General features: G+C 71.8%; 14 protein-coding genes. 7 read left to right on the top strand and 7 right to left on the bottom strand.

The annotated features are described in order from the left end of the window. Positions 1-118 precede the first annotated feature (118 nt). Genes Q5762_RS24225 through Q5762_RS24240 form a run of 4 tightly spaced genes read right to left on the bottom strand, consistent with a single transcriptional unit; the run spans position 119 to position 5277 of the window. A complete protein-coding gene (locus Q5762_RS24225; RefSeq protein WP_315894329.1) occupies positions 119-1054 on the bottom strand; it encodes an LD-carboxypeptidase in 936 nt (311 codons plus the stop codon). Between the two features lie 2 nt (positions 1055-1056). Next, the gene (locus Q5762_RS24230; protein ID WP_315894330.1) at positions 1057-3075 is read right to left on the bottom strand and encodes a prolyl oligopeptidase family serine peptidase; all 2019 of its coding nucleotides are present in this window, start codon (positions 3073-3075) and stop codon (positions 1057-1059) included. Positions 3076-3116: 41 nt separating this feature from the next. Further along, positions 3117-4451, bottom strand: coding sequence for a M20/M25/M40 family metallo-hydrolase (locus Q5762_RS24235; RefSeq protein WP_315894331.1), 1335 nt, complete (start codon positions 4449-4451; stop codon positions 3117-3119). Then, entirely contained in the window at positions 4444-5277 is an 834-nt protein-coding gene (locus Q5762_RS24240; protein WP_315894332.1) for a M55 family metallopeptidase, read from the bottom strand. The genes Q5762_RS24235 and Q5762_RS24240 overlap by 8 nt, the downstream gene beginning before the upstream one ends. A gap of 235 nt (positions 5278-5512) precedes the next feature. On the opposite strand from Q5762_RS24240, the gene Q5762_RS24245 reads away from it, so the two are divergent. After that, positions 5513-6523 carry a hypothetical protein gene (locus Q5762_RS24245; protein ID WP_315894388.1) on the top strand — a complete coding sequence of 337 codons (1011 nt, stop codon included), beginning with the start codon at positions 5513-5515 and terminating at the stop codon, positions 6521-6523. A 7-nt stretch (positions 6524-6530) separates the two neighbouring features. Here Q5762_RS24245 and Q5762_RS24250 read toward each other — a convergent pair whose 3' ends face one another. Beyond that, positions 6531-8939, bottom strand: a complete 2409-nt coding sequence (locus tag Q5762_RS24250; protein ID WP_315894333.1) for an MFS transporter — start codon at positions 8937-8939, stop codon at positions 6531-6533. 237 nt (positions 8940-9176) lie between these two features. Further along, the gene (locus Q5762_RS24255) at positions 9177-9620 is read right to left on the bottom strand and encodes an SRPBCC family protein (RefSeq protein WP_315894334.1); all 444 of its coding nucleotides are present in this window, start codon (positions 9618-9620) and stop codon (positions 9177-9179) included. Between the two features lie 194 nt (positions 9621-9814). Between Q5762_RS24255 and Q5762_RS24260 the strand changes: the two genes are divergently transcribed. From Q5762_RS24260 to Q5762_RS24270, 3 genes are all read left to right on the top strand, one after another. Continuing rightward, positions 9815-10843 carry an Rv2578c family radical SAM protein gene (locus tag Q5762_RS24260; RefSeq protein ID WP_315894335.1) on the top strand — a complete coding sequence of 343 codons (1029 nt, stop codon included), beginning with the start codon at positions 9815-9817 and terminating at the stop codon, positions 10841-10843. 79 nt (positions 10844-10922) lie between these two features. Next, positions 10923-12542, top strand: coding sequence for an alpha/beta hydrolase (locus Q5762_RS24265; RefSeq protein WP_315894336.1), 1620 nt, complete (start codon positions 10923-10925; stop codon positions 12540-12542). Positions 12543-12593: 51 nt separating this feature from the next. Beyond that, on the top strand, positions 12594-13073 hold the full coding sequence (locus Q5762_RS24270) for a RidA family protein (protein WP_315894337.1): 480 nt from the start codon (positions 12594-12596) through the stop codon (positions 13071-13073). Here the strand turns inward: Q5762_RS24270 and Q5762_RS24275 are convergent. Continuing rightward, positions 13070-13666 carry a HEAT repeat domain-containing protein gene (locus tag Q5762_RS24275; RefSeq protein ID WP_315894338.1) on the bottom strand — a complete coding sequence of 199 codons (597 nt, stop codon included), beginning with the start codon at positions 13664-13666 and terminating at the stop codon, positions 13070-13072. The two genes, Q5762_RS24270 and Q5762_RS24275, sit on opposite strands and share 4 nt — an antisense overlap. Positions 13667-14008: 342 nt before the next feature. Between Q5762_RS24275 and Q5762_RS24280 the strand changes: the two genes are divergently transcribed. The 3 genes from Q5762_RS24280 (at position 14009) to ccrA (ending at position 18466) form a co-directional block, all read left to right on the top strand. Then, positions 14009-15790: a 3-hydroxybutyryl-CoA dehydrogenase gene (locus tag Q5762_RS24280; protein WP_315894339.1), complete on the top strand. Its 1782-nt coding sequence runs from the start codon at positions 14009-14011 to the stop codon at positions 15788-15790. 121 nt (positions 15791-15911) lie between these two features. Further along, positions 15912-16760, top strand: a complete 849-nt coding sequence (locus tag Q5762_RS24285) for a TetR family transcriptional regulator (RefSeq protein ID WP_315894340.1) — start codon at positions 15912-15914, stop codon at positions 16758-16760. A gap of 368 nt (positions 16761-17128) precedes the next feature. Next, entirely contained in the window at positions 17129-18466 is a 1338-nt protein-coding gene (gene ccrA / locus Q5762_RS24290; RefSeq protein WP_315894341.1) for a crotonyl-CoA carboxylase/reductase, read from the top strand. The last annotated feature ends 10 nt before the right edge of the window (positions 18467-18476 follow it).

Raw genomic sequence — 18476 nt, forward strand, 5'->3', positions numbered from 1 at the left:
TGACACGTGTCATACGTGCGTCAACGCGCGTGACAGCGGTTGTTGACAGAGATTCAGTGAAGGTGAGAGGGCGACCGGGCGAGCACCGGTGCGCGCATCGGTGCGGCGCAGGTCCGCCTCAGACCAGCGCCGGTACGTCCAGGGTGAGCGTCGCCGACTCCGCGTCCAGGACCCCCGGTACGCCGAGCGGGAAGGTGAGCGCCGTCTCGCCGTGGCCGAAGCCCAGCTCCTCCACCACCGGGACGCCGAGGCCGCCGAGCCGGTCGGCGAGGACCGCGCGGACCTCCCCGTAGGGGCCGCACTCCGCCCAGGAGCCGAGGCCGATGCCGGAGACGCCGTCGAGCCAACCGGAGCGCAGGAGTTGGGTGAGGATGCGGTCGAGCCGGTACCCCTCCTCCCCCACGTCCTCCAGGAGCAGCAGGCCGCCCCGGGCCGAGGGGCGGGCGTGCGGGGTACCGAGCTCGGCGGCGAGCAGGCTCACGCAGCCGCCGAGGGTGACCCCGTGGGCCCGGCCGGGGGCCAGCGGGCGGGCGGTGCCGAGACCGAGGGTGCGGGCCGACTCGGGCGCGAGGAGCGTGGCGCGCAGGGACTCCTGGGTGCGCGGGTCCTTGAGGAACGTGGCCGCCGCGACCATCGGCCCGTGGAGCGTCGCGAGCCCCGTACGGACGGCGAAGGCCTCGTGCAGGGCGGTGACGTCGCTGTACCCGACGAACACCTTGGGGCCCGCGGCCCGTATCGCCGCCCAGTCGATCAGGTCCACCATCCGCTGGGCCCCGTAGCCACCCCGGGCGCAGATCACCGCGGAGACGGCGGGATCGCACCACGCCTCCTGGAGGTCCCGGGCGCGGTCCGCGTCGGAGCCCGCGAGATAGCCCAACTCCCCGTGGACGTCGAGCACATGGGGCGCGACCACCGGGTCCAGGTCCCAGCCGCGCAGGATGTCGAGACCCGCCGCGAGCCGGTCCTCCGGGATGGGCCCGCTGGGTGCGACGACGGCGACGCGGGCGCCGGGGCGGAGGCGCGCGGGGCGGGTGAGCGGCGACAGCGCAGGCACGGTCACTTCTTCAGCTCCAGGAGCGGGACGTCGGGGCGAACGATGCCGAAGGTCTGTGCGTACAGGGAGAGTTCGGCCTCCAGCGCGCGCATCATCGTCTCGGCCCGCCGGAAGCCGTGTCCCTCGCCCTCGAAGGCGATGTACGCGTGCGGGATCTCCCGCCCCGCCGTCCGCGCGAGGAACCGTTCGGCCTGCGCGGGCGGGCAGATCACGTCGTCGAGACCTTGGAGCAGCAGGAAGGGCGCGGAGATCCGTTCGACATGATCGAGCGGCGAGCGTTCCTGGTAGCGGGTCGGAACGGTGTCGAGGGGGCCGATGAGCGAGTCCAGGTACCGCGACTCGAAGTCGTGGGTCTCGTCGGTGGCCCAGCCGAGGAGGTCGAGGACGGGGTAGATGATCGTGCCGCAGGCGTAGACGTCGGAGGCGACGAGGGAGGCGGCGGCGGTCCAGCCGCCCGCACTGCCGCCCCTGACGGCGAGCCGGGCCGGGTCGGCGGTGCCCTCGGCGGCGAGCGCCTCGGCGACGGCGGCGCAGTCCTCCACGTCGACCACGCCCCACTGCTCGCGCAGCCGCTCGCGGTACTCCCGGCCGTAGCCGGTGGAGCCGCCGTAGTTGACCTCGGCGACGCCGATGCCCCGCGAGGTGAAGTAGGCGATCTCCAGGTCCAGGACGAGCGCGGCGTGCCCGGTCGGGCCGCCGTGTGCCCACACCACGTAGGGCGGCAGTTCCTGGCCGGGCGGGATCCGGTCGGGGCTGTGCGGCGGGTAGACGTGGGCGTGGATCTCGCGGTTGTCGGGGCCGGTGAAGGTACGGATCTGGGGCTCGGGGTAGTACGAGGGGTCGACCGGGTCCTGGTGCGCGGAGCCGATGACCCGGGCCCGGCCCGTGCAGGTGTCCAGCTCCACGACCTCGTAGGCGCTGCGCGGGCTGGCGGCGACGCCGACGACCCGGCTGCCGTGCGCGGCGAGCCCGGCGGACCACTCGGTCCAGGGCCCGGCGGCGTCGACGAGTTCACCGCTCTCGGGGTCGAGTATGCCGAGCGCGGTGGCGCCCTTGCCGTGGATGACGGCGACGAGACCGCTGGCCAGGGGCTGGAACCAGGTGCGGCCGATCGCCCACAGCGGGCCGCCGAACTCCTCCGGGCGGGGACAGAGCGCGACCGGCTCGCCGCCAACCCCGTCCGCCTCCACGTCCGCCTCCGCGTCCCCGTCCGCCCGGTAGAGGTTCCACCAGCCGCTGCGGTCGCTGACGTACAGAAGCTGTCCGCCGGCGGACCAGCCGACCTGCGGAATCGACTCCTCGGGGCCACCCGCGACGGTCCGCGCCGGGCCGAACGTGCCCTCGGGGGTGACGTTCGCGAGGAGTACCTCGGTGCCGTCCCAGGGCATCCGGGGGTGGTCCCAGCCGATCCAGGCCACCTGCCGGCCGTCCGAGGAGAGCCGGGGTCCGGTGACGAACCGGTGGCGTCCGTCGGAGAGTTCACGGATCGCGCCCCGGTCGTCGGCGGCCGACCCGTCGAGTGGCACGGCGGCCAGGACGCGGCGCACGTCGGTGGGTCCGGGGCCGGTGAACTCCTCCAGGACGCACCAGACTTCGCCGTGCTCGGGGCGTATCACGGGGTCGACCCAGCGCAGTCCGCCGCCGACGGCGGAGAGGGGGGTGAGCGGGCGGGGCGCACCGCCCGCGCTGCTGTCCGGCTCGAACGCGTACAGCCGCTGGTCCGCGAAGTCGCTGAAGACGACGAGCGGGCCGTCGTCCGCGCGCGCCACGCCCGCCCAGGGCTGTCCGCCGTACTCGATCACCCGGCTGCGGACGTTCCAGGGCGCCGGGAGCACCGACTCCTCCGTGCCGTCGGCCCGTCGGCGCACGAGCGCGCGCCGGCCGCCCTCGGTGGGACGGGGCGCGGTCCACCACACCTCGTCGCCCACGACGCCGACGTACTCGGGGCGCCCGTCGTGACGGGCGGCCAGCGCGGCGTCGATGGGGGAAGGCCAGGTGCCGTAGGCGCCCGTGGGGACCATCGCGACTTCCTTTACGGGGACTTGCACGAACCGAACGAGACTTACGCGGACTTCATGTAGTGGTCGAGGACCCGGACCCCGAAGTGCAGGCCGTCGACCGGCACACGCTCGTCGACGCCGTGGAACAGCGCACCATAGTTCAGCTCCGGGGGCAGTCTCAACGGGGAGAAACCGTAGCCCGTGATGCCGAGCCGGGAGAACTGCTTGGCGTCCGTGCCGCCGGACATCGCGAACGGGACGACGTGCCCGGCCGGGTCGAAGTGCTCGACGGCGGCCCGCAGTCGGGCGAAAGTGGGCGAGTCGACCGGGGCCTCCAGCGGGACCTCCCGGTGGTGGAACTCCCATGCCACGTCGGGCCCGGTGAGCCGGTCCATCGTCTCGGCGAACTCCTCCTCGCCGCCGGGCAGCATCCGGCCGTCGACATACGCGACGGCCTTCCCGGGGATGACGTTGACCTTGTAACCGGCCTTCAGCATCGTCGGGTTGGCGCTGTTGCGCACGGTCGGTTCGACGAGGGCGGCGGCCGGTCCGAGCTTGTCGAGGAGCACGTCGACGTCGAACCCCTCGGCGGTCACATCGGTCTCGATGCCGTACAGGGAGGCGAGTCCGGTGAGCGAGGCGCGCACGGTCGGGGTGAGGCGGACCGGCCAGGTGTGGGCGCCGATGCGGGCGACGGCCTCGGCGAGACGCGTCACCGCGTTGGCGGTGTTGACCTTGGAGCCGTGGCCCGCGCGGCCGTACGCGGTGAGCTTGATCCACGCGGTGCCGCGCTCACCGGCGGCGATCGGGTAGATCGTCATGCCGGGGGTCGGATGGAAGCTGAACGCGCCGGACTCGCTGATGCCCTCGGTGCAGCCGTCGAAGAGTCCGGGGTGCCGGTCGGCGAGGAAGCCCGAGCCGTCGTCGGCGCTGTCCTCCTCGTCGGCGGTGTAGGCGAGGACGATGTCCCGGCGCGGCCGGATTCCCTGGCGCGCCCAGGAGCGGACGACGGCGAGGACCATCGCGTCCATGTTCTTCATGTCGACGGCGCCGCGTCCCCACACCACGCCGTCGAGGACCTCACCCGAGAAAGGGTGGACGGTCCAGTCGGCGGGCTCGGCCGGGACGACGTCCAGATGGCCGTGGACGAGGAGGGCGTCGGCGGACGGGTCGGTGCCCTCGATCCGCGCCACCACGTTCGTCCGCCCCGGGGTCCGCTCGAGGAGGGTCGGCTCCAGGCCGGCGGCGGCGATGCGCTCGGCGACGTACTCGGCGGCCGGCCGCTCGCGGCAGTCGCCGCCGCCCCGGTTGGTCGTGTCGACCCGGATCAGCTCGGAGGTGAAGGTCACCACCTCGTCGAGCGCCGTCGCGTCAGGGCCCTGGCCAGGCTCAGCCATACTGCTCCTCCACCGCTGCGGAGACGATCGTGGTGACCGCCTTGAACGTACGAATCCCCTCGTACATCGTCTCGCTGGTGTACGCGACCCGTCGCTCGCCGCTCCGTGCCACCCCCGGAACGACGGTGGCGGCGGCCGCCAGATGCTCGGCGTCGAACTCCAGCTCCACCGTGTACGGACCGCCGGGCGCCGGCTCGTACCGCACGGCGAGGGCGGCCGCGGCCTTCGCGGCGGCCCGGATGTCGCTCGCCGTGCGCTTCGGGGTGCGGCACACCGCCGCGTACCGCGAGACGTGGTCCTTGACGGCGACCTTGTGCGCCTCGGGGGCGTATCCGAGGGCGTCCTCGCAGGTCAGGTCGTCGCCCGTGACGAGGACGACCGGCACGCCGTACTCCGCGACCACGTGCGCGTTGAGCATGCCCTCGCTCGCCGGCACGCCGTTGAGCCAGACGCCCGTGATGGAGTTGGCGAGGTACGTGTGGGCGAGGACGCCCTCCGTCCCTGCCCCGGTGTGGTACCCGACGAAGGCGATGCCGTCGACGTCTCCGTGCTGCACGCCCTCCACCATGGAGAGGGACTTGTGCTTACCGGTGAGCATCTCGGCCCGTTCGTCGAGCTGTTCGAGCAGCAGGTTGCGCATGCTCCAGTGCGCTTCGTTGATCAGCACCTCGTCGGCGCCGCCGTCGAAGAAGCCGAGCACCGCCGCGTTCACGTCGGAGGTGAACATGTGCCGGCACCGCTCCCACTGCGGCGTCCCGGGCAGCACGTCCGCGGGCCAGGTCACGCCGGTGGCGCCTTCCATGTCGGCGCTGATCAGGATCTTCATGCCTGGAAACCGTACGCGCCGACCGGCGGCCGGACCAGCCCTGTGGACAACTGTCGGTGGCGTGGACCTCTGGCAATGACGAATTCGGCCTAAACCTGGCCATCGCGTACGTATAGGCTTGCGGGCGCAGTTCCCCCTCGCACGAACCACCCCCGACCATTCCCGACCGTCAGGAGACCTCTCGGTGACCACCGCGATCGCCCCGTCCGAAACCGCCGCCACGGAAACCCCCGAGGTGACCGACTTCGTCGTCCAGGACGTGCCCGACGTGGTCGTGCGGGACGCCCGGGAGTTCGGGGTCTACGCCCGGACCGGCGGCTGGGCGTTCGCGCTGAAGGTGGCCCGGAGCGTGCGGCCCGGCGGGCAGCCGGCCGGTGAGTCCGGGAAGGTGTCGGCGAAGGCCTTCGCCGAGCTGGCCGAGTGCTCCCCGGAGCGGGTCATGCGGTACTACAAGGCCTGGGACATGGCGGCCGACGACGGGCTCGTGCCGCAGTTCGAGGCGCTGGTCCCGGGCGAGGACATCGAGCTGCCCGAAGCCGACGTCTGGCTCTCGTACTACTCCTCCCGCTCGAGCGCCACCTCCGTGCGCGGCCACGCGATCACCGCCGCAGCCGAGGCGGAGGGCATCCGGCCGACGAAGGCCCTGGAGGTCGCCGAGAACCCCACCGCCCTGCGGGCCGCGATCCTCGCCGACCCCGGGACGGCGGAGGCCGCGCGCGGCGCGCTGCTCGACCGGATGAAGGAGGACCCGGCGCTCCAGACGGAGATGGCCCGGGCCATCGCGCGCACCGGGGATCTGAAGAAGGCCGTCGCGAACGAGGCCAAGGCCGCCGACCGGATCGGTTACGTGCGGCAGATCGTGGAGAACGGGCAGATCAGGACGCCCGCCGGGCAGACCGTCGAGGCGCCGGCCGAGCTGCGCGCCGAGGCCGAGCGGCACCTCTCCCTCATCAACGAGCTCGACGACGCCGAGGAGGCCGGCGAGTGGGCCGGTGAGGCGTACGACGCGGTGAAGACCATGGTCGCCGAGGCGGTCGAGGCGGATCCCGCACTGCGCGTCCAGGAACGGCGTACGAAGTTCTACAACAGTCTGCAGAAGGCGACGAAGGTCTTCGAGGAGCTGACGCTCGACGAGGTCCTGGAGGAGGACGTCGTGGAGGACGACATGCTCCAGCGCCTCGAAGCCCTTCAGGCGGCGATCACCAGCTGCATCAGCACGCTGCGCAAGGCGACCGCCGCCTCCTGAGGCCGGTTCAGTCCGCGTGGCCCAGCTGCAGGTCGCGTTCCGTGCGTCCGCCGCCCGCGACCTGGAGCACGGTGGCGACCGGCGGATAGCCGGCCGCGATGACCGTGTACTCGCCCGAGGACAGGTCCACGAACCGGAACGTCCCGTCCGGCCCGGTCGTCAGGGTGTCGACCACGTTCCCGGCCGCGTCGAGGAGCGTCACCCGCGCGTCCTCGACGGGCCGGCCGCCGCCCGCGCGCACCGTCCCGCGCAGCACCGCGCCGCCCGCCAGCTCGATGTCCTGGCGGGTCTCGCGGGAGGCCTGCACGCTCACCGGCAGCGCGGCGGGCCGGAAGGCGGGCGCGCTGGCGGCGAGCGTGTACTCCCCCGCCACCAGCTCGGTGATGACGTAGCCGCCCTCGCGCCCGCTGCGCGTGGAGGCGACGACCTCGCCGCGTACGTCGGTCAGGGTGACCGCCGCGTCCCGTACGGGAGTTCCGTCGGCGGTCACGACACAGCCGGCCAGCCGGCCCGCGCCGCCGAGGACCACGTCGAGCTCGACGGGCCGTTCGCCGACCGTGACGGAGACGGCCTGCGGCTGGTGACCGCCGGCCGCCGCGATCAGGACGTACGAGCCGGGTCCGGGGACGCTGAGCGCGTACCGCCCGTCCTCGCCGCTGCCGCCGCGGCCGATCTGCTGGCCCTGGACGTCGATGAGGGTCAGGGCGGCGCGCGGGACGCGGCTGCCGTCGTGGTGCTGGACCGTGCCACAGACCGGGAGTCCCGCGGTGTATCCGCCGGTGGTGGGGGCGGCGGAGGCGCGGGCGCGGGGCACGGCGGTGGGGGCCTCGGTGGTGGGGGTGTGGTGGGACACCAGCGGTTTCTCCTTGAGGAAGAAGGCGAGGACGAGGCCGAGCACGAGGACCGGCACGAGGTACAGGAAGATCCGCGGCATCGCGTCCGCGTACGCCTGGATGTAGGCGTCCCGCAGCGCGGGCGGCAGGGCGTGCACCGTCTGCGGAGTGATCGATTCGGCGGGGGGCAGCGCGGCGTTCGCCGTCCGCGGCAGCGAGTCGGCGAGGGCGTCGTCGAGCCGGGAGGCGAAGAGGGTGCCGAAGATCGCGGCGCCGACGCTGCCGCCGATCTGCCGGAAGTAGTTGTGTGCGCTGGTCGCCGTGCCCAGGTCGGCGGGGCGTACGGAGTTCTGGACGGCGAGGATCAGGACCGGCATGACCAGTCCGATGCCGATGCCGAGGACGGCCTGCCAGAGACTGTGGTGGAGGCGCGGGGTGTCCGTCTCCATCCGGGAGAGCAGCCACATGCCGACGACGGAGACGGCGCCGCCGACCACCGGGTAGACCTTGTAGTGGCCGGTGCGGGTGATGAGCTGCCCGGAGACGATGGAGGCGACGACGATCCCGCCCATCAGGGGCAGCATGAGGAGGCCGGACTCGGTGGCGGTGGCGCCCTCGACCATCTGCAGGAAGGTCGGCAGATAGCTGGCGGCGCCGAAGAGGGCGATGCCGACGACGGCTCCGACGAGGCTGGTGACGGTGAAGACCGAGTCGCGGAACAGCCGTAGCGGGATGAGGGGTTCGGGGGCGAAGTGCTCGACGACCAGGAAGAGCAGGGTCGTTCCGGCCGCGCCGGCGCCGAGACCGATGATGACCTTGGAGTCCCAGTCGTACTCGGTCCCGCCCCAACTGGTCAGCAGGACCAGGCAGGTGGATGCGGCGGCGAGCAGGATCGAGCCGAGGACGTCGAGCCGGGCCCGGGTCGCCGGCTTGGGCAGCTTGAGCACGACGGCGACGACGGCGAGGGTGACGAGCCCGAACGGCACGTTGAAGTAGAAGCACCAGCGCCACGAGACGTGATCGGTGAAGAAGCCGCCGAGCAGGGGTCCGGCGACCGAGGCGAGGCCGAAGGCGGCGCCGATGAGACCCATGTAGCGGCCGCGTTCCCGGGCCGGGACGATGTCCGCGATGATCGCCTGGACGCCGATCATCAGGCCGCCCGCGCCGATGCCCTGGACGGCCCGGAAGGCGATGAGCTCGTCCATGGACCGTGACCAGCCGGCCAGGGCCGAGCCGATGATGAAGACCACGATGGCGAAGAGGAAGACGCCCTTGCGGCCGAAGAGGTCGCCGAGTTTGCCGTAGACGGGCAGGCCGATGGTGGCGGTCAGCAGATAGGCGGTGATCGCCCAGGACATCCGGTCCAGGCCCTGGAGTTCGCCGACGATCTTCGGCAGGGCGGTGGCGACGATCATCTGCTCAAGGGCGGCGAGCAGCAGCGCGAGCATCAGGCCGAAGAAGACGAGCCGGACGCGGCGGGGGTCGAGGGCGCCTTCCTCGGACGGGGGTGGCGGCGTCCGGCCGGCGGGCGGACCGTCCGCGACGCGCGGTACGTCGTCCTTCACCAGCGTGATCGCACCCACGTGCTGCTCCCCTCGTCACGACATCAGCGCCGCGCCATTCTTCGCATTGGGCACGAAGCGGGAGCAAGTCGGACGGTACGGAAGCTCAGCCCCGCGCATGATCGCGAACGGGCTTGCGTGGAGGCGCACTTGGGGCGCTCATCAGCGCGTTTACGGGGAGGTGTGCGACCCCCGGGCGCGCGGGGCGCTCTTGCGGGGGTCGCGGTAAAACCACTCGAACCGGTGAGCGCTCGGGCGTTACTTCTCGACCTCGGTGGCGAGGTTGGCGAGCACGAGGTCGTAGATGCGGCCAAGCCCCTTGGGCGCGAAGGCCTTCTCGAAGAAGCCGCCGATGCCGCCGGCGCCGTTCCAGACGGTGCTGACGACGGCCTTCGACTTCCCCTCGCCGGCGGGGGTGACGGTCCAGGTGGTGATCATGGAGGAGTTGCGGTCCTTCTCCACCAGCTGCCCGTCGGTGGGCTCGGTGACCTCGAGCAGGCAGTCGCGGACGCGCTTACTGGTGGCCTGGAGCTTCCAGTGGACGAGGGTGCCCTCGCCGTCGCCGCCCTCACGCACCTCGTACTCGCTGTAGTGCTCGGGCAGCAGCTTCGCGCGCGTGCCGGCGTAGTCGGCGAGGGCGTCGAACACCTTCTCCGGGTCCGCCGCGATGATCCGCTCCGTGGTGGCCTCGACCTGCGCCATGGCACTTCCTCCAGCACTTGGTTCTTCAAGGGTGTGGCGCCAAGCCAACCACCTGGGCGCGGGCCTCCCAAATCCGGGTTCCCCTCCCGGAAATCCGGGTTCCCCATGAGTTCCCCCTCGGGTTGCGACGATCAAGGGAACATGTGTTCTATTCTGAGGGAACGGCTGAGGGTACTGCTACCGAGGAGGCGTCCATGCGCTGGGACAATCTGGGCGACAACGGCGTCGCCGCCGAAACCGCGCTGTTCGGCACGGACGCGGTCACCACCCGCACCTTCGACACCCCCGAGTTCCGCGGGATCACCTTCCACGAGGTGCGGGCCCGCTCGATCGTGAACCGGGTGCCGGGCGCCTCCCGGATGCCGTTCGAGTGGACGGTCAACCCGTATCGCGGCTGCACGCACGCGTGCGTCTACTGCTTCGCCCGCAAGACCCACAGCTATCTCGACCTCGACACCGGCCTCGGCTTCGACTCCCAGATCGTGGTGAAGATCAACGCCCCGGAGCTCGTACGCCGTCAGCTCTCCTCCCGGCGCTGGCACGGCGCGCACATCGCGATGGGGACGAACGTCGACTGCTACCAGCGGGCCGAGGGCCGCTACCGGCTGATGCCGGGGATCATCGAGGCCCTGCGGGACCACGCCAACCCGTTCTCCATCCTCACCAAGGGCACCCTGATCCTGCGCGACCTGGATCTGCTCGTCCAGGCGGCCGAGGTGACCGAGGTCGGCATCTCCGTCTCCGTCGGTTTCACCGACGAAGCGCTGTGGCGCACGGTCGAGCCCGGCACGCCCTCCCCGCAGCGCCGCCTGGACGTCGTCCGCACGCTCGGCGAGCACGGCATCGGCTGCGGGGTGCTGATGGCCCCGGTGATCCCGTTCCTCGGCGACCGGCCCGAGCAGCTGCGGGAGACCGTGCGCGCCATCGCCGAGGCGGGCGCGACCTCCGTGACCCCGCTCGTGCTGCATCTGCGGCCGGGAGCCCGCGAGTGGTTCTTCACCTGGCTGCGGCAGCACCACCCCCGGCTGGTGGGGCGGTACGAGCGGATGTACGCGGACGGGGCGTACGCGCCGACCTGGTACCAGCGCCGGATCACCCGTCAGGTCCACGAACTGGCCGCCGAGTTCGGGATCGGACCCGCCCACCGGGGCGCGCCGCGCCGGATACCCGTACCGGAGGAGCCGGCGTCGGCGGGAGCGCCCGAGCAACTGAGCCTCATCTGATGACCTGACGGATCGTCTGTTCGGGTCAACTCTGGGCGGAACATGTCCTTTCGCCTTCCCTTCGGGGCACGGACGCCCTATGACCACACGCGCAGGAATGCTGATCGCCGCTGGGGCGCTGGTCGCCGGGACGGCCACCGTCCTGCCCGCGTCCGCGACGCCCCGGCCCGAGCCGACCCCCCGGCCCATCGCGCCGCTCGTCTGGAGCGGCTGTGCCACCCAGGCGTATCCGAAGCTCCAGTGCGCCACGCTCAAGGTGCCGCTGAACCACGACGACCCGGCCGGCCGGAGCATCACGCTCGCGCTCACCCGGGTCCCGCACACGGCGAAGGAGTCCCAGGGTCCCCTGGTCGTCAACCCGGGCGGACCGGGCGGCAGCGGCCGGACCATGGCCGGGTTCGTGGCCGCCTCGCTGCCCGCGAAGGTGGCGGCGCAGTACGACGTCATCGGCTTCGACCCGCGCGGGGTGGGCAGGAGCGAGCCCGCGCTGAACTGCCGGCCGGGCCACTTCGACCCGGTGCGCCACGACTCGGTGCCGAGCGGGGCCGAGGGCGAGCAGCGGGGCGTCGAGCGGGCGCAGGCCTTCGCGAAGGCCTGCGGGGAGAAGCACGGCGATGTCCTGCCGTACATCGACACGGTCAGCACCGCCCGGGACGTGGACGCGATCCGCGCCGCGCTCGGCGCTCCGCAGCTCACCTATCTGGGCTACTCCTACGGCACGTATCTCGGCGCCGTGTACGCGCGGCTGTACCCGGAGCGGGTGCGCCGCATGGCGCTGGACTCGGTCGTCAACCCGCAGGGCGTCTGGTACGAGGACAACATCGCGCAGGACTACGCCTTCGACACCCGCCACAAGGACTTCATGGCCTGGGTGGCCCGCCAGGACGCCACGTACGGCCTCGGCACGGACCCGGCGGCGGTCGAAGCCGCCTGGTACGGGATGCGGGACGCGCTGCGGAAGACCCCGGCGGGCGGCAAGGTGGGCCCCGGCGAGCTGGAGGACACGTACCTGCCGGGCGGGTACTACAACGGCTACTGGCCGAAACTCGCCGAGGCCTTCTCCGCGTACGTCAACGACAAGGACGCGGCCCCGCTGACCCGGGCGTACGAGAACTACGGGGCGGCGGACACGGCGGCCGACAACAGCTACTCGGTCTACGCGAGCGTGCAGTGCCGGGACGCGCAGTGGCCGCGCGACTGGAGCACATGGCGTACGGACAACTGGGACGTGCACGCCAAGGCGCCCTTCTCCACCTGGAACAACGCCTGGTACAACGCTCCGTGCGCGTTCTGGCCGGTGGACTCGCTGACGCCGCCGGACGTCTCGAACGACGAGGTGCCGCCGGTGCTCATCCTCCAGGCGACGGACGACGCGGCCACTCCGTACGAGGGCGGTGTGGCGCTGCACCGGATGGTGCGGGGCTCCAGCCTGGTGGTCGAGGAGGGCGGCGGGAACCACGGGGTGACGCTGGGCGGCAACGACTGCATGGACGAGCACCTGGCGGCCTACCTCGAGTCCGGGCGGGTGCCGCGCGGCGACGGGCAGGACGGGCAGTCGGAAGTGGACGCGGTCTGCGCGGCGCTCCCGGAGCCGGAGCCGAAGCCGAAGAAGAAGGCCGGGGAGAAGCGCGTCGCGGCCGCGCCGGCGGCGGCGACGGGCGGGGAGGTCCTGCACGCGCTCCTCGGTCACGAGCGCTGACGGCCCCGGGGGCGGCCTCGACTGTCAGTGGCGTGCGCGAGGATGTCGGGCATGAGTTCGCACCTGACCCATGTGTCCGCCCCTGACGGTGTCGCCGCCAGTCCCCAGTACAGCCACGTCGTCTGGGGCACGGGCCGGTTCGTCGCGATATCCGGCCAGTGCTCCCTCGACGCCGCGGGCGCGGTCGTCGGGGCGGACGACCCGGCGGCGCAGGCCCGTCAGGTCTTCGCGAACCTGCGCCGCTGCCTGGCCGCGGCGGGCGCCGGCTTCGCGGACGTGGTGAAGCTGACGTACTTCGTCACGGACGTCGCCCACCTGCCCGCCGTCCGGTCGGCGCGGGACGAGGCGTTCGGCGCGGCGCCGCTCCCGGCGAGCTCGGCGGTCCAGGTCGCCGCGCTGGTCCGCCCGGAGCTGCTGATCGAGATCGAGGCCTTCGCGCTGGTCCCGGAGGAGGAGGACGCGGAGGAGGGGGACGAGGGTACGGAGGAGCCGGCTCCGGTGAGGCTGTTCGCGGTGGACGGCGCCCGCTAGTCGGGGAGCCGGGCGAGCGCCGCCTCGGCCGCCGGGCCGAGGCGCGGGTGGGGCAGGGCGGCTCGGAGGGTCGGCCGGGCGCGCGGGTCGCCCAGTGTGCCGAGACCCTCGACGCAGGCGAGCCCCACGCGCCAGTGCGGATCGTCGCTCGCCAGGCGCCGTTCGAGGACGGCGACCAGAGCCGGTACGGACTCGGGGGCGCGCAGGTCGGTGAGAAGCCGGACCGGGAAGAGGGCGTAGGCGACGCGGAGTTCGTTGGTCGCGAGGGTGGCGGCGGCCCGCGCCGTGCGGGGATCGCCGAGCCGGGCCAGGGCGTACGCGGCGGAGACGCAGCGTTCGGGGTCGCGGTGGTTGAGGAGGAGCACCAGCGCCTCGAAGGCGCGCGGGTCGCCGGCGAGGCCGAGCCGGAAGGCGGCGATCTCGCGGGCCCAGAGGGGTTGGCCGGGCGCGGTGAGGACGCGCGCGAACTCCTCGGGATCGTCGGTGGCGACGAGTTCTTCGAATGGTTTTCGATCGGCTTCCGCACCGTCGTGGATCTCGTCCCGCAATCGATCGATCATCGAGCAGAATTCGGGGTCCTGGGCGATTTCCATGGCCGCCAGGGTATCCGCGATCCAGATCACATTTTCCGAACTCCCCGGGACTGGCGCGCTCGTTACCCGCCGGTTAATCTCAGGTGAGCGGGTCACCCCCGCACCCTCACAACGGCCTGGTGACGCAGCCGTCGTGAGATCGAGTGTGTCGGTTCGGCAGTTTCAGACGTGACTTCGGGACAGAGTCCGTCACTCCTTTTCCCGCGCGTTTCTCTCGCGCCCGCATGCGTTTCGACCGCACGCGTTTCGATTCCTACGCGTTTCGATTCGCCCACGCGATGCGCTTTTCGCGCCCGCGATCGCCGCCTTCAGTCGTCACTCTTCCCTCCCTGGAGTCCCCTGATGGACACCCCTCTCTCCACCATCGCCGTCGTCGGTCTCGGCACCATGGGCAAGGGCATCGCCGATGTCCTCGCCCGGGCCGGCCGCGAGGTCATCGGCATCGACATCAGCGAAGCCGCCGCCGGCCAGGCTGTCGCCGCCCTGGAGGCGTCCACCGCCCGCGCGGTGGCCCGTGAGCGGATCACCGAGGAGGAGCGGCGGGACGTCCTCGCCCGCTTCCGTACCTACTCCGACCTGCACGCGGCGGCCCACGCCGACCTCGTGATCGAGGTCGTGCCCGAGTCGTACGAGGCCAAGCAGGAGGTCTTCCGGGCCCTGGACGCCATCATCCGGCCCGACGCGATCATCGCCACCGGCACCAACGCCCTCTCCGTGACCCGGCTCGCCGCCGACTCGGCCCACCCGGAGCGCGTGCTCGGCCTGCACTTCTTCACGCCGGTCCAGGCGATGAAGCTGGTCGAGGTCGTCTCCTCGGTCCTCACCGCGCCGCAGGCCGTCGAGGCCGTCACCACCCTCGCGCACGACCTGGGCAAGGAGCCCGTCGCGGTCGGCGACCGCCCCGGTTTCGTCGCGGACGGGCTGCTCTTCGGCTACCTCAACCAGGCCGCGGCCATGTACGAGGCGAAGTACGCCTCCCGCGAGGACATCGACGCCGCGATGAAGCTCGGCTGCGGTCTGCCGATGGGCCCGCTGGAGCTGCTCGACCTGATCGGCGTCGACACCGCCCGTACCGTCCTGGAGGCGATGTACAGCGAGTCGCACGACCGGCTGCACGCCCCCGCCCCGATCCTCAAGCAGCTCAGCGAGGCGGGTCTCACGGGCCGCAAGTCCGGTCGCGGCTTCTACACCTACGACGCGGCGAGCTCGGCCACCGTGGTCCGCGACGCGCTGACCCCGCTGGAGAGCGCCGCCACCGCGGCGGGCCGCGAGGTCCGCTCGGTCGGCGTCGCCGGCTCCGGGACCATGGCCTCCGGCATCGCCGAGGTCTTCGCCAAGGCCGGTTACGAGGTCGTGCTCGCCGCCCGCTCGCAGGAGAAGGCCGACACCGCCAAGGCCCGGATCGCGAAGTCCCTCGCCCGTTCGGTCGACAAGGGCCGGATGACCGGCGAGGCCCGCGACGAGACGCTGGCCCGGATCACCGCGGCCGGCTCGCTCGACGCCTTCGCCGAGGTCGACCTCGCCGTGGAGGCGGTCGCCGAGGACCTGGCGATCAAGCAGGAGCTCTTCGCCCGGCTCGACAAGATCTGCAAGCCCGGCGCGGTGCTCGCCACCACGACGTCCTCGCTGCCGGTCGTCGCCTGCGCCCGCGCGACCTCGCGCCCGCAGGACGTGATCGGGATGCACTTCTTCAACCCGGCGCCCGCGATGAAGCTGGTGGAGATCGTCCGTACGGTCCTGACCGCCGACGACGTGCACGCCACGGTCCGCGAGGTCACGGCGAAGATCCGGAAGCACCCGGTGGACTGCGGCGACCGGGCCGGCTTCATCGTGAACGCGCTGCTCTTCCCGTACCTGAACAACGCGATCAAGATGGTCCAGGAGCACTACGCGTCCCTGGACGACATCGACGCCGCGATGAAGCTGGGCGGCGGCTACCCGATGGGGCCGTTCGAGCTCCTCGACGTCGTCGGCCTGGACGTCTCGCTCGCGATCGAGCAGGTGCTGCACCGCGAGTTCCGTGACCCGGGCCTGGCCCCGGCGCCCCTGCTGGAGCACCTGGTGGCGGCCGGCTGCCTGGGCCGTAAGACGGGGCGCGGCTTCCGCGAATATGCCCGTCGCTGAGCCCTCCGCGGGCTGGGGAGGGTTGCTGAGCCCCGGGAGCGCCTCCGGCACCCCGGGCGCGGGCCCCGGCGACCCTCCCCCACCTGGGCACACTCCCGCACTGATGCAGTACGTTCAGGACATGTCCAAGGCCGCGAAGTCACCCCGTGCCACGTCCACGCCCGACGCTCAGGAGAGCCCGGCCGGCACCCGTGCGGCCGCACAGCGGCTGAAGATGCGCCGTGAGCTGGCGGCCGCGGCCATGGAGCTCTTCGCGACCAAGGGGTACGAGGCCACGACGGTCGACGAGATCGCGGCGGCGGCCGGGGTCGCCCGCCGGACGTTCTTCCGCCACTTCCGCTCCAAGGAAGAGGCGATCTTCCCCGACCACGACGACACCCTGGTGCGGGCGGAGGCGGTCCTGAACGCCGCCCCGCCGCACGAGCACCCGCTGGACACCGTCTGCCGGGGCATCAAGGAAGTCATGAAGATGTACGCGGGGTCCCCGGCGGTCTCCGTGGAGCGGTACCGGCTCACCCGCGAGGTACCCACCCTGCGGGAGCGCGAGATCGCCTCGGTGGCCCGCTACGAGCGGCTGTTCACCCGCTATCTGCTGGGCCACTTCGACGAGCGCGACCACCACGACGGCAACGACGACCCGCTGCTCGCCGAGGTGGCAGCCTCGGCGGTCGTCACGGCCCACAACCACGTGCTGCGCCGCTGGCTGCGCGCGGGCGGCCAGGGGGACGTGGAGGCGCAGCTGGACCACGCCTTCGCGATCGTGCGGGACACGTTCGGCTCCGGCATAGGCGCCCGGCCGGCCTCGGCCGGCCAGACCGGCCAGCAGGCCGGCCCCCAGACGTCCGCACCGGTGGCGACGGCGGCCACAGCGACGATGTCCGGCGAGGGCGACGTGGTGATCGCCGTGGCCCGCACGGACGCGCCCCTGGACGAGGTCATGCGGACGATCCAGCAGGCCCTGAAGGGCTGAGCTCCCCCTCGTACGGCGAAGGCCGCCCCGGCACCCGGGGCGGCCTTCGCCGTTTTTGTCCTGCCCTTCGATCGATCATCGCTCATGTGTGACCGGCAGATTGCATATGAGTGAAATTGTTGGCACCCAGTGCCTTGTCAGGTGACACGCGGTGCCATACGTTGATGTTGTCCGGGCGGTCGGCGCGCAGAGGTCTCCTCGTGCGCCGGCTGTCCCCACAAGCGATCGTGATTGTGCGCCCGGACGCCTGCGTCACAGGCAACTTCAGCGCCCACCAGGCGCGGCCCCACCGCACCACCCGCCGAACCGACGGCACACCTCCACCGCAGCAACTCCCCTCGACGAAACCGCACCGCCGGAGGCACCCCGTGAAGGACATCCTGGACGCGATCCAGTCCCCGGACTCCACGTCCTCGGACTTCGCCGCCCTCAAGCTCCCCGAGTCGTACCGCGCCGTGACCGTCCACAAGGACGAGACCGAGATGTTCGCGGGCCTCGAAAGCCGCGACAAGGACCCGCGCAAGTCGCTCCACCTGGACGACGTGCCGCTCCCCGAGCTCGGCCCGGGCGAGGCGCTGGTCGCCGTCATGGCCAGCTCCGTGAACTACAACTCGGTCTGGACCTCGATCTTCGAGCCCGTGTCGACGTTCGGCTTCCTGGAGCGCTACGGCCGGCTCAGCGACCTCAGCAAGCGCCACGACCTGCCGTACCACGTCATCGGCTCCGACCTCGCGGGCGTCGTGCTCCGCACCGGCCCGGGTGTGAACTCCTGGAAGCCCGGCGACGAGGTCGTCGCGCACTGCCTCTCGGTCGAACTGGAGTCCTCGGACGGCCACAACGACACGATGCTCGACCCCGAGCAGCGCATCTGGGGCTTCGAGACCAACTTCGGCGGCCTGGCCGAGATCGCCCTCGTCAAGTCCAACCAGCTGATGCCGAAGCCGGACCACCTGAGCTGGGAGGAGGCGGCGGCCCCGGGCCTGGTCAACTCCACCGCGTACCGCCAGCTGGTCTCCCGTAACGGCGCCGGCATGAAGCAGGGCGACAACGTGCTGATCTGGGGCGCGAGCGGCGGACTCGGTTCGTACGCCACCCAGTTCGCGCTGGCCGGCGGCGCCAACCCGATCTGTGTCGTCTCCTCCCCGGAGAAGGCCGACATCTGCCGGGCGATGGGCGCGGAGGCGGTCATCGACCGCAACGCCGAGGGGTACAAGTTCTGGAAGGACGAGCACAACCAGGACCCGAAGGAGTGGAAGCGCTTCGGCAAGCGCATCCGCGAGCTCACCGGCGGGGAGGACGTGGACATCGTCTTCGAGCACCCGGGCCGCGAGACCTTCGGCGCGAGCGTCTACGTCACCCGCAAGGGCGGCACGATCGTCACCTGCGCCTCGACCTCGGGCTACAACCACGAGTACGACAACCGCTACCTGTGGATGTCGCTGAAGCGGATCATCGGCTCGCACTTCGCCAACTACCGCGAGGCGTGGGAGGCCAACCGCCTGGTCGCCAAGGGCAAGATCCACCCGACGCTCTCCAAGGTCTACTCCCTGGAGGACACCGGCCAGGCCGCCTACGACGTGCACCGCAACCTGCACCAGGGCAAGGTCGGCGTCCTCGCGCTCGCCCCCGAGGAGGGTCTCGGCGTCCGTGACCCGGAGATGCGCGCGAAGCACATCGACGCCATCAACCGCTTCCGTAACATCTGAGACCGGGGCC

Origin of the sequence: Streptomyces sp. P9(2023), assembly GCF_032436795.1 — a bacterium.
GTDB lineage: Bacteria > Actinomycetota > Actinomycetes > Streptomycetales > Streptomycetaceae > Streptomyces.

Excerpts from the sequence above, each read along its gene's own strand:
- Q5762_RS24230 (WP_315894330.1), bottom strand. The coding sequence starts at position 3,075 with ATGGTCCCCACGGGCGCCTACGGCACCTGGCCTTCCCCCATCGACGCC.
- Q5762_RS24235 (WP_315894331.1), bottom strand. The coding sequence starts at position 4,451 with ATGGCTGAGCCTGGCCAGGGCCCTGACGCGACGGCGCTCGACGAGGTG.
- Q5762_RS24240 (WP_315894332.1), bottom strand. The coding sequence starts at position 5,277 with ATGAAGATCCTGATCAGCGCCGACATGGAAGGCGCCACCGGCGTGACC.
- Q5762_RS24255 (WP_315894334.1), bottom strand. The coding sequence starts at position 9,620 with ATGGCGCAGGTCGAGGCCACCACGGAGCGGATCATCGCGGCGGACCCG.
- Q5762_RS24260 (WP_315894335.1), top strand. The coding sequence starts at position 9,815 with ATGCGCTGGGACAATCTGGGCGACAACGGCGTCGCCGCCGAAACCGCG.
- Q5762_RS24265 (WP_315894336.1), top strand. The coding sequence starts at position 10,923 with ATGACCACACGCGCAGGAATGCTGATCGCCGCTGGGGCGCTGGTCGCC.
- Q5762_RS24270 (WP_315894337.1), top strand. The coding sequence starts at position 12,594 with ATGAGTTCGCACCTGACCCATGTGTCCGCCCCTGACGGTGTCGCCGCC.
- Q5762_RS24275 (WP_315894338.1), bottom strand. The coding sequence starts at position 13,666 with ATGGAAATCGCCCAGGACCCCGAATTCTGCTCGATGATCGATCGATTG.
- Q5762_RS24280 (WP_315894339.1), top strand. The coding sequence starts at position 14,009 with ATGGACACCCCTCTCTCCACCATCGCCGTCGTCGGTCTCGGCACCATG.
- Q5762_RS24285 (WP_315894340.1), top strand. The coding sequence starts at position 15,912 with ATGTCCAAGGCCGCGAAGTCACCCCGTGCCACGTCCACGCCCGACGCT.